Annotated in this window: 12 protein-coding genes; 4 read left to right on the top strand and 8 right to left on the bottom strand. The window is 53.4% G+C overall.

Features of this window, described 5'->3' with window-relative positions:
• Positions 1-57 precede the first annotated feature (57 nt).
• Positions 58-282, bottom strand: coding sequence for a CsbA family protein (locus T260_RS133115; protein ID WP_011232557.1), 225 nt, complete (start codon positions 280-282; stop codon positions 58-60).
• Between the two features lie 13 nt (positions 283-295).
• Positions 296-1,468 (bottom strand): PDZ domain-containing protein, encoded by a 1,173-nt coding sequence (locus T260_RS133120; protein WP_023633679.1) that lies wholly within the window; start codon positions 1,466-1,468, stop codon positions 296-298.
• Between the two features lie 218 nt (positions 1,469-1,686).
• Here T260_RS133120 and T260_RS0119905 point away from each other — a divergent pair, with 218 nt between their 5' ends.
• The 3 genes from T260_RS0119905 (at position 1,687) to T260_RS133130 (ending at position 5,055) form a co-directional block, all read left to right on the top strand.
• A complete protein-coding gene (locus T260_RS0119905; protein WP_011232559.1) occupies positions 1,687-2,205 on the top strand; it encodes a MerR family transcriptional regulator in 519 nt (172 codons plus the stop codon).
• 167 nt (positions 2,206-2,372) lie between these two features.
• Positions 2,373-4,046 (top strand): DUF6044 family protein, encoded by a 1,674-nt coding sequence (locus T260_RS133125; RefSeq protein ID WP_023633677.1) that lies wholly within the window; start codon positions 2,373-2,375, stop codon positions 4,044-4,046.
• 16 nt (positions 4,047-4,062) lie between these two features.
• A complete protein-coding gene (locus T260_RS133130) occupies positions 4,063-5,055 on the top strand; it encodes a glycosyltransferase family 2 protein (protein WP_013146402.1) in 993 nt (330 codons plus the stop codon).
• 405 nt (positions 5,056-5,460) lie between these two features.
• On the opposite strand, the gene T260_RS133135 is transcribed toward T260_RS133130, so the two are convergent.
• The gene (locus T260_RS133135; protein ID WP_023633676.1) at positions 5,461-6,909 is read right to left on the bottom strand and encodes a S41 family peptidase; all 1,449 of its coding nucleotides are present in this window, start codon (positions 6,907-6,909) and stop codon (positions 5,461-5,463) included.
• Positions 6,910-7,677: 768 nt separating this feature from the next.
• Entirely contained in the window at positions 7,678-8,391 is a 714-nt protein-coding gene (locus T260_RS133145; RefSeq protein ID WP_023633674.1) for a pirin family protein, read from the bottom strand.
• Positions 8,392-8,731: 340 nt separating this feature from the next.
• On the opposite strand from T260_RS133145, the gene T260_RS133150 reads away from it, so the two are divergent.
• Positions 8,732-9,136, top strand: a complete 405-nt coding sequence (locus T260_RS133150) for a hypothetical protein (RefSeq protein ID WP_023633672.1) — start codon at positions 8,732-8,734, stop codon at positions 9,134-9,136.
• A gap of 97 nt (positions 9,137-9,233) precedes the next feature.
• On the opposite strand, the gene merR is transcribed toward T260_RS133150, so the two are convergent.
• From merR to T260_RS133170, 4 genes are all read right to left on the bottom strand, one after another.
• Positions 9,234-9,656, bottom strand: coding sequence for a mercury resistance transcriptional regulator MerR (gene merR / locus T260_RS133155; RefSeq protein ID WP_011232565.1), 423 nt, complete (start codon positions 9,654-9,656; stop codon positions 9,234-9,236).
• Between the two features lie 436 nt (positions 9,657-10,092).
• The gene (gene merA, locus T260_RS133160) at positions 10,093-11,841 is read right to left on the bottom strand and encodes a mercury(II) reductase (RefSeq protein WP_023633671.1); all 1,749 of its coding nucleotides are present in this window, start codon (positions 11,839-11,841) and stop codon (positions 10,093-10,095) included.
• Positions 11,842-11,898: 57 nt separating this feature from the next.
• Positions 11,899-12,192, bottom strand: coding sequence for a transporter (locus tag T260_RS133165; RefSeq protein ID WP_011232567.1), 294 nt, complete (start codon positions 12,190-12,192; stop codon positions 11,899-11,901).
• Between the two features lie 67 nt (positions 12,193-12,259).
• On the bottom strand, positions 12,260-13,042 hold the full coding sequence (locus tag T260_RS133170) for an alpha/beta fold hydrolase (RefSeq protein WP_011232568.1): 783 nt from the start codon (positions 13,040-13,042) through the stop codon (positions 12,260-12,262).
• Positions 13,043-13,421 lie beyond the last annotated feature (379 nt).

Genomic DNA, 13,421 nt, shown 5'->3' with positions numbered 1-13,421 from the left:
AGGTTCAGCCGACGATGCCTTTTTCCAAAAACAGACGGTTGAACCGACAACGCCGCTTCATTTTTGCTTCAGATAGTCGAGCATGCGGCCGGCCCAAAGAAAGCCGGCGATCGTCGATGCAATGTCAGCGACGATTTCATGCAGCTCGTCCGTATAGCCTTTCAAGTAGGAAGCGACAAGCAGCGCCGTCGTCAACAGCACAGCGATGTACCGATTGTACGTCACCCGCGCAAACAACAGCACCAATAGGCACGGAATGATGAGTGCCGCCAAAAACCACATGATCCATTCTCCTTTACGAAACAGCTTCAGACGCTGATGCGTTCCGATCACGGACGAACAGCAGCCCGAGTTCATGATGCTCATCCTCATAGAGCGCCCCTTGGACGAAACGGACTTCGCCGTTATGTCCGACGACATCCAACTTGCAGAACGCGCGGTTGCGTTGGAGCGCCTCGTAAAACTCGGTTTCACTCCGCACCGGGGCGCCGTTTGTTTTGATGATGACTTCCCCGATCGAAAGCCCCATTTTTTCCGCTTTCGAGCCGGGAAGCACGCCGACAATCACCAAGCCGTGCGGATGGCGGGCAAAGCGGGGCGGGCGGGCGCGGTCGGCGCGATGCCCGGAAAACGCGATCCATTCGCGGCCGATGATGGCCATAGCCCCCGCCGCCACCGCGAGCGGTGGATACCATATACCGGAAGCGGCCAACAGGGCGACAACGAACGCCAGCCGAACAACAAGCCGCCCCTCCGCGCGCGCCGCTTCCGCCGGCAGCATGTGCTGGCGGCGCTGGGAAAAGCCGAGAAGAAACGGCACGAGCCAAAATGAATAGCTGTCTCCCGTCGAAACGAGCGGCCACCAGGAAGCCGGAGGCAGCGCGCCGCCTGATACGGGCAGCACAACCGGCACAAACCAAAGACGTTGCGTCCATTGCAGGCCGACCGTCATCCCTCGCTTGCTTTTCGCAAGCTGCGGCGAGGCCGCCTCGTTTCGCGTGCGAATGATGAGCCATCCTTCCGAAAGCAAAAGCAACGCAAGCCACACCGCCAAAGCGGGCGCGGCCGCCATGCCATCGGGAAGCCATCGGGACAACGCGCTGCTTCGCTCCGCCAAACCGAGCACGAGAAGCGCGCCGCCAACCGTATAAGCAGGCGACAGCAACCGCGCTTCCATCGTCAAACTAAAGAGCACCGTCAGCACCGTCACCGTCCAAACCGCTTCCTGCGGCACCGCGATCCCGATGCCGACGGCCGCCGCCGACAACATCGCTCCAGCCATCCATCCCTTCGTCCAAAGCCCGCGCCACTCTTGCCATAGGCTGTAGACGCGCACATGAAAATCGCGGCGCTCCCGCTTCACCCGCCGCCAACCGACGGCCAAAGCGAGCGCGGCGCCATAATAAAGAAGCGGCTGCCGCCAAACCGACGCGACGCCCTCAAGCCATTCCAGCCACCATGTTGCCATCCGCTTCACCCCTTGCGTCGTTCATCATTCTTTATCTTCTATTCTACCAAATGGCATGGCCAATTCCCATTCCCACAGCCATCTTTTTTCGCCAATGGCGAATCTTCGCTGTTTTCCACTTTCTTTGCCGAATCAACACTAGTTTTGTCGGCTGGGAAGGATTTTCAAAGATGCAGAGGAAAAAGGATAAACAAGACGAAACAAGGAGGAGTGAAACGATGGAATTGAAAACGTCCGACGTCGCTATTCGCCTTGGTGTATCGCCGAAAACGATCCAGCGCTGGGTGCGCAAATACAACATTCCGTTGCGGAGAAACGAGGCCGGCCACTACTTGTTTGATGAAAAAACAGTCGCCTTGCTCGAACGGGTCAAATTTGAACAAGGCGCCGCCATGGAAGCGCCGCCGACCCCGAAACGCCCTCCGACGCCGCTGCGGAACAACATTCCTATTGACGCCTTACATGAATCGATCGAACCCGAAATCGCCCGCGTCTCCTCGCGCTTGGACCAGCTTGAACGGCAACTGGAGCAAAAAGCAGATGACGTCGTCTCCATTCAACTGTTGCATCACCGCCAAGAAATGGAAGAAATCGTCGCCCGCCTCACTGCGTTGGAGCAGCTTGTCGCCCGCCTTGAACAGCAGCTGAACAATCGGCCGCCTTCCTCCCATGAAACATCGGACGAACCAAAGCAGAAACGGCGCGGCCTTGGGCGGGTGATGGGGTTGTTTGCCTAATGGTTCCATCCTCCCTGCTTGACGCAGGGTGTTTTTTTGGTTGCTTCTTTCCCCTTTTTCTCCCCCTTCACTACTTCTTTACAATTTTTTTATGCTTTTTTAATCGCAGCGGTTTATAATGGACCATGTTGTGCAATCTTCCCGTATGGGAAAGGAGGGCGCGCGAGATGGAACAAAGAGAACGAAAAGCGGTCGCCATCGCGTTCATCGTATTGGCTCTCTACCTTTCTCCGCTGTACATGTTAGGCGAACACGCCCATATTCGCGTGCACGACAATATGGATTCGAACATCGCCTGGTATCGCGTGCTCGTTCGCAGCGGCCAACTATTTGGCCCAATCGATGCCGTCATCCCGCAAGTGATCAACGGGTTGCCGCGCAACGCCTTCGGCACAGAATTCAGCGGCATCGTGTGGCTGCATGCTTTGTTTCCCTCCATGGCGGCGTACGCGCTCAGCCAGACGATCACGAGGGTATTCGCCTTTTTGGGTATGTATTGGCTGCTCAGGCGCCACTTTTTGCCTTCACCGGAATCATGGCTCATTCGCGTCGGGGCGGCGCTTGCTTTTGCGCTGACACCGTTTTGGCCGTCCGGCATGTTAAGCACGCTCGGCATGCCGCTGGCGCTTTGGGCGTTTCTGTCGATCCGCAACGGAGAAGCGACATGGAAAGAATGGCTTGCGATCATCTTGCTTCCGTTTTACGCCAGCTTTGTGCTCGGATTTTTCTTTTTCCTCGCCGCGATGGCGGCGGTGTGGCTGTTTGACGGCGTTGTCCGCAAGCAGTGGAACAAGCGGTTTTTCGCCGCGATCGCCCTGATGACAAGCTTGTTTTTGGCCATCGAGTACCGCCTCGTGTACTCGCTTGTCTTCAGCGGCGAACCGACGAGCCGGAACGAGTTCCTCTCCTCGCGGCTCAGCTTCGTCCACTGCCTTCGTTTAACGTTGAAAAACTATGTGCTCGGCCATACGCATGTGATGACCGTCCATGGGCCGATCATCTTGCCGGTGCTTTGGGCGGCGTTTTTTCTCGTTTTGCGCCGCCGTCAGCGCGGGTCATTGGAGCGGCGCTTCCTTTTGCTGTTTTGGTTGAACATCGCCTTATCGGCTTGGTATGCGTTTTGGTTTTACAAAGGGTGGCAGCCGCTGAAAGAACGGATTTCACTTTTGAATACGTTCAATTTCGCCCGCTTCCATTTTTTGCGGCCGATGGTCATTTACGTCGATTTTGCCTTGGCCTTGCAAATCTTAGCCAAGGAACGGACCGCATGGCGGCGCCTCGTGCCGATCGCCTTGGCGCTGCAGCTGCTTTTGCTTGGCGGGTTTAACGAGGAAATCCGCTATCGCCTCGCTGGCACGCCGTCGTTCGAGCAGTTTTATTCCGAACATTTATTTACCAAAATCAAGCAATACATCGGCAAGCCGGTATCGTCCTACCGCGTTGCCAGCGTTGGGCTTCACCCGGCCATCGCTCAATACAACGGGTTTTATACGCTCGATACGTACAACAATTTTTACCCGTTGTCGTATAAGCGGAAGTTTCGCCGCATCATTGCCAAAGAATTGGACAAAAGCCCAGTGCTGAAAGACTATTTCGACCATTGGGGCAACCGCGTCTATTTGTTTTCGGCAGAGCTCGGGAAACATTACATGTTCACGAAACGCTCGCATAAAGTGATTCGTCATTTCGAGATCGACACAAAGGCGTTCAAACAGCTTGGCGGCAAGTACATTTTTTCCTCCGTCCCGATCATGAACGCCCGCGACATCCATCTCCGCTTCTTGCGGGCGTTCACCGATCGACAGTCAGTCTGGAAAATTTATGTATACGAAGTGGAGTGAAAGGGAGGCAAGAAACATGGTGGACAAACCATTGTTAGCCATCGTCGTCCCATGCTACAACGAAGAAGAAGTGTTGCCGGAAACGGCCCGGCGGCTGACCGCTTTGCTTGAGCAGCTGCTCGAAGAAGGAGCGGTCGCCATCGGCAGCCATATCGTTTTTGTCGACGACGGCAGCCGCGACCGGACATGGGCGCTCATTGAAGAAGAAAGCGAGCGCAACCCGTTTGTCTCCGGTGTGAAACTCGCTCGCAACGTCGGCCATCAGCGGGCGCTGCTCGCTGGGCTCGAAACCGTTCGCGCGTACGCCGATTGTGCCGTGTCCATTGACGCCGATTTGCAAGACGATGTGGAGGCGATCCGCGAATTTGTGCAAAAATACCGCGAAGGGTATGACATCGTGTATGGCGTGCGGCGGAGCCGAAAGACAGACACGTGGTTCAAGCGTACGACCGCCCAAGCCTTTTATCGGTTCATGAGGGCCATCGGAATCGAGCTGATTTACAACCACGCCGATTTCCGTCTGATGAGCAAGCGGGCGCTCGATGAACTGAGCCGTTACACGGAAGTCAATCTCTTTTTGCGCGGGTTGGTTCCGCTCGTCGGCTTCCGCTCGACGTGCGTCTTTTACGACCGGCATGAGCGGTGGGCTGGACAGTCGAAATACCCGCTCAAAAAGATGCTCGCCTTCGCCTTTGACGGCATCACGTCCTTGAGCGTCGCACCGATTCGCGCCATTACGCTCATCGGGTTTTTGGCCTTTCTCACGAGCGGTGCGGCCGGGCTGTACGCCCTGATCGTCAAATGGCTTGGACACGCCGAATCGGGCTGGACGTCGCTCATGATTTCCGTTTGGTTCATCGGCGGGCTGGTGCTCATGAGCCTCGGCCTCATCGGGGAATACATCGGCAAAATTTATCAAGAGGTGAAACGGCGGCCGCGGTTTGCGATCGAAAAAACCGTGCAGCTGCCGCTTCCATCAGAAAGGGAGAAAACACCAGCCCGCCTGTAGGAAGGCATAGGTGATCCAAAATCGAAAAGGTCGGACGGATCCATCGGATCCGCTTGAACATCTCCTGCTTTCACTTGCGGCCTGGCAGCAGCATCCTCCTTCGATTCGATATAGATGCAACAAAGAAGTTTAACATATCCTTGACGGAAAAGTGGTTTGTCCATTTTCGTCGGTCACGCTAAAGCGTGATGGAAGACCGAACAACGACTCGCTTCACAGACCCATTCATGGGTCTGGAAGCGGCGTTGTTCGGTCACTCGACAGTCGGATGCAATCACTGGTAAAAACGAAAAATGTTAAAGCTTTAAATTGCATCTATAGAGATGATAAAAAGAAAGGGTGTCCCAAAAGGATCGGGACACCCTTTCTTATTACCGTATATAGCATCAATCGTCCTCGGCTCGCTTACGACGGAAACAACACGCCAAGCGCTTTTTTCAGCTGCACATCATGCTTCGGATCGCGGACGGCTTCCATGATTTTCGTTTGCAGCACATCCGCCGTCGTCTCATCGATTCGTCCCGTAACCGGCAGCTGATTCGCTTTTTGGAACGCTTGAACGGCTTGTTCGGTTTCTTTGCTGAAGTAGCCGTCCGTGCGGCCCGGGTCGAACCCAAGCCCTTTGAGCATTTTTTGCGCATTGGCGATTTGCTCGTCGTTCATGTCATACCGAAGCGGTTTTTCCACATGAAGCGGAGCGACGTGGAAATAATCCGGCTGCGCCACCGCGACATCCGGCTTGATCCCTTTTTTATGGATCCAATGCCCGTCCGGCGTCAGCCATTTGTACAGCGTCAATTTGATGTTGCTGCCGTCGCCCATCGGAATCGCCTGCTGCACCGTCCCTTTGCCGAACGTTGCCTCGCCGACCAGCTTGTAGCCGCCCGCTTCCTTCATCGCTCCCGCCAAAATTTCCGACGCGGATGCGCTTCCTTTGTCGATGAGCACAACGATCGGGTATGGCTTTTTCGCCGTTAAATCGGAATAAAACTTTTGCCGATCGCCATCGCGTTCTTCAATTTGCACATATGGTTTGCCTTTCGGGATGAGCTGTTTCAAAATTTCCTCAACGCTTTGCAAATAGCCGCCCGGATTGCCGCGCACATCGATGATCAAGCCATCAATATGTTCGGCCTCAAGCTTCGCCAATTTCTTTTTAAAATCGGCGGCTGTGTTTTCCGAAAACGACGTAATTTGCAAATAGCCCGCCTTTTTGCCGTTGTATGTTTTGATCGAGTCATACACCGTCTGAATCGGAATTTCGTCGCGGACGACTTTGACTTTCATCACGTTTTTGACGCCGGGGCGCAAAATGTCAAGCTCCACCGTTGTTCCTTTCCTGCCGCGGATTTTCAACACCGCTTCATATAAATCAAGCCCTTCCAGGCTTTCTCCGTTGACGCGCAAAATTTGATCGTTCGGCTTCAGACCCGCTTTTTCCGCCGGCGAGTTTTTGATCGGAGCAACGATCGTCACCTTGCCGTCGATCATGCTCACTTCGGCGCCGATCCCCTCAAACGACGAGTCGAGCGACTCGTTGAACTGCTCCGTCGTTTCCGCATCCATGTAGACGGAATACGGGTCATGGAGCGTGTTGATCATACCTTGAATGGCGCCTTCCGTCAGTTTTTCTTCATCCACTTTCTCCACGTACCGATTCTTAATGAGCTCATAAGCTTGCCGGATTTTTTTCATCTCTTCGCTGTCGTTCGTCGACTTGGACGGCTCATTCGAAACAATCGTCGAAAGCGAGCCTTCCATCGGGCGGTCCGCCAACTGAAGGCCAGCGTACGTCCCTCCCGCCCCAATGAGCATCGATATGGCCATCAATGCGGCCGTCGTCGATTTTTTCACGTTGCTTCCTCCTCACCCTATGCTTGACCTTCCCCACCGCTTGCTGCGGTGCGGGAAGGGGGCTTTCTCCTCGCTCCTCCGTCAGTGAAGCAAATGAACATCCCTTCCGCCTCAACGCTGACGGCTTTTGCAAAACACGAAAAGGAAAAGCACCGCCTCACGCCGTGCCATGCCTTTATCTTCATCATATGTTGGGCTTGTACCGAGTATGCTAGTGCGTTGCCCATCCTTTACTAGTTTACACGCTCCTTGTTGATTTCTCAACTCATACAGAGCAGAAAAAAGAGGCACCCCTCGCCCTTGGCGGCGAACGGTGCCTCTTCTTGATTCGTCTTCTTGGCACGATCTAGGAGGCTGGTGATTTATATAGATGCAACAAAGAAGTTTAACATATCCTTGACAGAAAAGTGGTTTGCCCATTTTCGACTGTCGAAGGCAAGCGTGCCGCTTTCCTCCGTCACGCCTTCGCGCGACGGAAGACCGAACAACGACTCGCTTCACAGACCCATTCATGGGTCTGGAAGCGGCGTTGTTCGGTCACTCGACAGTCGGATGCAATGACCGGCAAAGACGAAAAATGTTAAAGCTTTAAATTGCATCTATATAGTACAAAATGCTGCTAGTTCCAGCTATTTCTCAATTAGAAAAACCTTGCGAAATCAGCCTTCTTTTTTGGCGAAATGCCGCTGATTTGCTCGTGACAGCCGTTTTTCACCGGCCTTCTAGAATGGAAGCCAAACCAATGAGCCGCACAAAAACGAAACGCTTTCACCCCTCTTTTGGCAAGTCGATGAGCATCAACCGCGATCCTTCGTTCGTTGCGAGGCGAAGAACCGGCGTTTCCGTGATGCGGGCCGCATCGCGCCGCTCGAGATGGGCCTCGCCGTTTAACGTCAGATCCCCCTCAATGACAAAGACAAAGATGTTCCGCCCTTCCGGCTGGGTAAACGTCACCTCATGCCCGGCTTCCAAATCGGAAAGATAAATCGTCAAATCTTGATGAATGTGAGCAATCCCCGGGGAAGACGGGTGTTTCGTGACAATCGGCAACAAGGCGTTTTTCATCTTGTCGACCGGAAACTCGGTCCGCTCGTACGACGGCGGCAATCCGTATTGTTCCGGCAAAAACCAAAGTTGCAAAAAGTTCACCTCTTCCGTCGCCGACGGGTTCACTTCCGAATGGACGATGCCGGTGCCGGCCGACATCCGCTGCACGCCGCCGAACGTTGTCACCGCCTTATGTCCGGTGCTGTCTTCATGTTGCAAATAGCCTTTAAGCACGATCGACACAATTTCCATCTCCCGGTGCGGGTGAGCGCCAAAACCGGAGAGCGGCGCAACGAAATCGTCGTTTAACACCCTTAGCGGGCCAAACTGGATGTTGTTCGGATCATAATACTCGCCAAATGAGAAGCTATGGTATGTTTTCAGCCAGCCGTAATCGGCATGATATCGGGACGACGCCCGGTCGATGCGGATCATCTTGTTCCTCTCCTTCATTTATCGAAATAGAGCACCAAGAGCATGCTACCTTGATACGGCGATCGCCATAGCGATCATAGTCATGTGATATATACGATGCGGATCATGAAAAATCTAGAATGCTGGTGATTCAACAGGAAATGCGGTTCAATCATGTCGCTTCTCAAACGGAGGAGCCTTATATATAAATGTTGCTCTTCCCTCCACTCAAGAATCATCGATATTAGGGGAAATGGACGTTTTTCACCGGCCTCCTTGGAGGGCTAGCCAGCATGAAGTTCTACATCAATTTGATTGGTTCTAAAATCTCGAATTCGAGATTATTATATAAAAAACCGTTTTGCCTGTCAACTTTGGAACGATTAAAATCGACTATCATTGGTCTGACCGCCATTCCCATTTACACATTAAAGACCAGACGGGTGAAGTGACAACAAATGACGTCCAGTCGCTCATTAACGACTTGCAAGCATCACCGTCGCTGTCAAATGATGAAATCATCGCCAAAATCCAAACTCTCTTTTCCCTTGATATCCCGTTCCGCCTTGAACTCGAGTGGAAATATGGAAGCGGCCGGACGCGGAAACTTTCCGTCAAGCAAGACGAGGACAAAGGAGAAAATGCTGGGCAACCCGGCGATGATCAAGATGACGATGACCAAGGTCATGATCAAAATCACGACCAAGACGATGATGACTACGATGGCGGCAATGTAGGCGGCGATGATGGCAACAGCAGCGAATAATCGCGTCCTGAGCAGACAAGCAGCTGCCCGAAAGGCCGGGAAACCGGCTAATGAGGGCAGCCGTATTTTTGTCGGGGCTTCCGGCCTCCACTTTCTTTTATTTCCTTTCCTCGTCCGGCCGTTCTTCGAGCAGCAGATCAATAATCGGGCAGTTATATAAATTGTCTTCATGAGGGCAACATTCCTTTAATTGCTGGAGCATCGCTTCGATCCGCCTCAAATCGCGAATGCTGGCTTGAATCTCCTCGATCTTTTGCGTAACAAAGCGGTACATGTCTTTGCATCGATCGCGATCCCGATCGACAACGCCAAGCAGTTTATCAATTTCCGCCAAGGTGAATCCGAGCCCTTGCAACCGCTTAATAAACTGAATTCGCCTGACCGTTTCCTCCGTATACAGACGATATCCGCCTTCTGTCCGCTCCGTTTCTGGAATAAGCCCTTTCCGTTCGTAGTATCGGATCGTTTCTTTATTGACATGGCATTTTTCCGCTAGTTTACCGATGCGATACGTTCCCATATCATCACCCTCGCTATTCCTCTCTTCCATGTGAACCGTTGATATGCACCTTTCTGAAACCATCTGTTCTTTCCGCTAGGCTAACAACTTCATGTAAGTTTCCCTTCGTCTTTTGACTCACATAACCACCTCACCCAAAAGCATAAACCTTGTACTATAGTACAGGGTCAAGTCAATATGAAAGTTGGGCCGGCGAAAAACAAAACAACTGTTCCCCCTGATCGATTGGTTATCGTGCGAAAAGAGGAATCGATGTTACAAAGTTTTTCAATTTGAGAAGTGCTGCTGTTAAGCTTCATGCTCTGTTCAATCACCAGCCTTTTAGGGAAGCGTTCCGCCAAACGGACCGCTCCCCATTAAGCTTCGTTGCAACCGCAACAGCAATGAGTTCCCCCCTTGATAACGGTCCGCGAAGCGGCGGCCCAATTCGAAGGCCTCATCCCGCGCAGCACGATAACTTCGAAACATCTTGGTCAAACGTAAGCGCCGCCAGCTTCAGCCCCTCCGCCATCGTTAAATACGGGACAAGCGTGTGGCGAAGGTCGTCGATCGTTAATCCGAATTGAATCGCCAACGCTGCGGCGTAAATGACCTCGCCGGCATTGTCCGCAACGATGTGGNTTAAATACGGGACAAGCGTGTGGCGAAGGTCGTCGATCGTTAATCCGAATTGAATCGCCAACGCTGCGGCGTAAATGACCTCGCCGGCATTGTCCGCAACGATGTGGGCGCCTAGCAGCTTGCCCGTACGGGCCTCAGCGACAAGTTTAAACACCCCCGTCGTTTCCCGGTTGACGATGGCGCGCGGCACCGCCTCAAGCGGCAGAACGGACGTTTTCACGTCATACCCGTTTTCTTTCGCCCGCTGTTCGGTCAAACCGACGGTGGCGATGGCCGGATGGGTGAACGTCACCGCCGGAACGACGGCCGTATCCCAGCGCTTGTTCAGCCCGCCGACGGCATTAGCCGCGGCAACGGCTCCCTGATAGGCCGCGACATAGACGAACTGCGGGCCGAGCGTGACATCGCCTGCCGCATAAATCGACGGGTTCGTCGTCCGTGTGTATTCGTCGATCAAAATTTCCCCGCGCGCCCCGACTTCCACACCGGCTGCCGGCAAGTTCAACGCCGCCGTATTCGGCGTTCTCCCGGCAGCCACGAGCAATTCGTCCGCTTCGATGACCCGGGTGCGTCCGTCCACGTTCACATACACTTTTTTCGTATTCCCATCTTGTTCGACCCGTTCAAATGAAGCACCGGTGATGACGCGGATGCCTTGTTCCGTGAGCGCCCGCGTCATCGCTTCGGAAATTTCCGGGTCATACTCTTTCAGCAGGCGCGAGCTTCGCTGCATCAACGTCACCTCCGAGCCGAGATGGTGGAACAGCTGTCCCAACTCCATCCCGATGTAGCCGGCGCCGATGACAGCGAGCCGCTTCGGCACTTTTTTCAGTTCAAGCAAGGTCGTGCTGGTCAAGTAGTCGACATCATGAAGTCCCGGAATATCCGGCACGGCCGGGGAAGCGCCTGTCGCGATCAAAAACCGTTTCGCCGACAGCGTTTGGCCGTTCACTTCAATCGTTTGGCGATCGATAAACCGAGCCTCCCCTTGGATGAAATCGAACCCATACTCTCCGATCAAGTCTGCATATTTCGCTTGGCGAAGCTGCTCGACCAGTTCATTTTTTTGCTTCACTAACGGCGCCAAATCAACCGGACCAGCGGATGTATGCAGGCCGAGAAACGGATGATTTCGCGCCAACGCATAGATTTCTCCGGCCCGAAGCAGCGTCTTCGATGGCACGCATCCGATATTGACGCACGTCCCCCCGACCGTTCCGCGCTCGACCATCGCCACTTTCGCCCCGTATTTCACCGCTTCGATCGCCGAGGAAAACGCCGCCCCGCCGGAACCGATGATCATGTAATCATACTCTCCCTCGCCATCGATAACAGATCTGGCTGATGCGGTGATCTCCTCGGCTTCCCCCGGCTCGTAATGGGCGTTTTTGACCGCTTGTCTCGCCATGTCAACGTCCGTGCCCTCAGGCAGCGCGAATACCACTTCACCGCGCCGGAAGCTGACATCCATCAGCTTAGCCCCAATCGCCTCCAGCGCTCTGGCGACATGTTGTTCACAGCCGGTGCATGTCATGCCTTGGACGGTCATTCGATATGTTTTCATGGTAAAAAACACTCCTTATCAACAAATGTCTCTTTCCTATTTTGTTCAGTTCCTCTATCACTCGTCCTCATGATTCGTTCGGAAGGGGACACAGCACGCCCCATGGCCGTTTCCCGTTTTCCCTCGGCCATAGCTTTCCGTTTCACCTGATCGCATTGGCTTTCGCTTTCCAACCATCATCATCAGCGAAAAGAAAAACAAAACCGTAAAAAGGCCGATGGCAAGGCTTTGGTGTCGGATCAAATACGCACCGACCGATGTTCCGGCCAACAACGGCAGAATAACCGCCAGATGACACGGGCAGCTGAGCAGTGCCAGCACGGCCCAAAACGATTTTTTGACCATTTCCATCGTTCTCCCTCCTTGCGATGACGGGGTGGGGGGGTTCCCGTCTTTGCTCAACATTATAAACGATAGACTAAGGTACAGAGTCAAGGGGGAATGTGGTGCGGCCAAACCATTTCCTTGGATCGGCCAAGCAACGCCCGAAACCATAAAAAAATCCCCGCCTTAACAGCGGGTCATACGGATCAATAGGCAATGGTAAGTAGCTGTGATCTCCCCGTGCGCCAAAAAGCGCTGTTCGTATTCGCGCATCATGGCTTTGAATAGCGCTGGGAGCGCGTTCAACGATATAGCGCGCAGCAGCAGGTGGACAAATCGCATCTTGCTCACCGTGAACGATCAGCATTGGAGCGGAGATGTCCGCCAAAAACGGGCGCGCATCGGCCTCAATCAAATAATCAAGCCCGATCAGCAGTTCCTCAACCCGATCGCGGTAAAAGAACTCAGAAATATCCCCCTTTTCGCTCTTGGACCATAATGAAGCAAGGAAAGCAGCTATCGTGTCAGCCGGCCGTACTTGCAGCTTTGTTTTCATCCGCTTGACGATCCGTGGATGCCATCCAGCTTCATAACCGTCATCGGCAATAAAACGGCTCGTGCCGCCGATCAAAATAAGGCGAGAGACCCGCTCGGGATAAGCATGGGCCAACTCTAGCGCCACAAGCGAACCGAGCGACCAGCCGATGACCGTCGCACGCTCATGAAGCACCTGTTCCGCTCGCTTTCGAAAGCAATGAACCGTTTTAATTTCCTTCCATTCGACGACTGTCGCATTTCCCCTTAGTGATAACGAATCGAGCAACGGCGCAAAAATATCCGCTTTCATTCCCCATCCCGGAATGCAGACAATATTCATGGGATCCCCCCTAACTTTCTGCCAACACAGCCATTGATCCAAACGGCCCGTCAAGCTGTTGCTTCATCGATAAGCAACAAGCACCATGCAAGAGAAGATGGGAAACGCCTTCCTTAACGGACAGCGTGTGGATGTGAAGCTAGATTAAGCGGCCGCTTTTTTCTCGATCATGACCCATACGCTTTGCGCCGTCATGTACAAAATCAGCCCAGAGCGTTGGTTGGTTTTCCCCGAGCTTCGGTCCTTGCGCCTTTATCTCCTCATCCCGTAAATCGGATCTTTCCCCCTTTCACCACCATTTGTAAACCAAAAATAAATAAATGTTTACATTTATCGTATCACAGGCAACCGATGGCCACAATCTTTTTTCATTCCCAAC

It is taken from the genome of Geobacillus thermopakistaniensis (assembly GCF_000498995.1).
GTDB classification, from domain to species: Bacteria; Bacillota; Bacilli; order Bacillales; family Anoxybacillaceae; genus Geobacillus; species Geobacillus thermoleovorans.
Note: the sequence above shows the minus strand (reverse complement) of the source record. Positions and strands in the feature narration are given on the sequence as shown.

Coding starts and splice junctions, on each gene's coding strand:
- T260_RS133170 (WP_011232568.1), bottom strand. CDS start 13,042: ATGAATATTGTCTGCATTCCGGGATGGGGAATGAAAGCGGATATTTTT.
- T260_RS133125 (WP_023633677.1), top strand. CDS start 2,373: ATGGAACAAAGAGAACGAAAAGCGGTCGCCATCGCGTTCATCGTATTG.
- T260_RS0119905 (WP_011232559.1), top strand. CDS start 1,687: ATGGAATTGAAAACGTCCGACGTCGCTATTCGCCTTGGTGTATCGCCG.
- T260_RS133130 (WP_013146402.1), top strand. CDS start 4,063: ATGGTGGACAAACCATTGTTAGCCATCGTCGTCCCATGCTACAACGAA.
- T260_RS133165 (WP_011232567.1), bottom strand. CDS start 12,192: ATGGAAATGGTCAAAAAATCGTTTTGGGCCGTGCTGGCACTGCTCAGC.
- T260_RS133115 (WP_011232557.1), bottom strand. CDS start 282: ATGTGGTTTTTGGCGGCACTCATCATTCCGTGCCTATTGGTGCTGTTG.
- T260_RS133120 (WP_023633679.1), bottom strand. CDS start 1,468: ATGGCAACATGGTGGCTGGAATGGCTTGAGGGCGTCGCGTCGGTTTGG.
- merR (WP_011232565.1), bottom strand. CDS start 9,656: ATGGGAACGTATCGCATCGGTAAACTAGCGGAAAAATGCCATGTCAAT.
- T260_RS133145 (WP_023633674.1), bottom strand. CDS start 8,391: ATGATCCGCATCGACCGGGCGTCGTCCCGATATCATGCCGATTACGGC.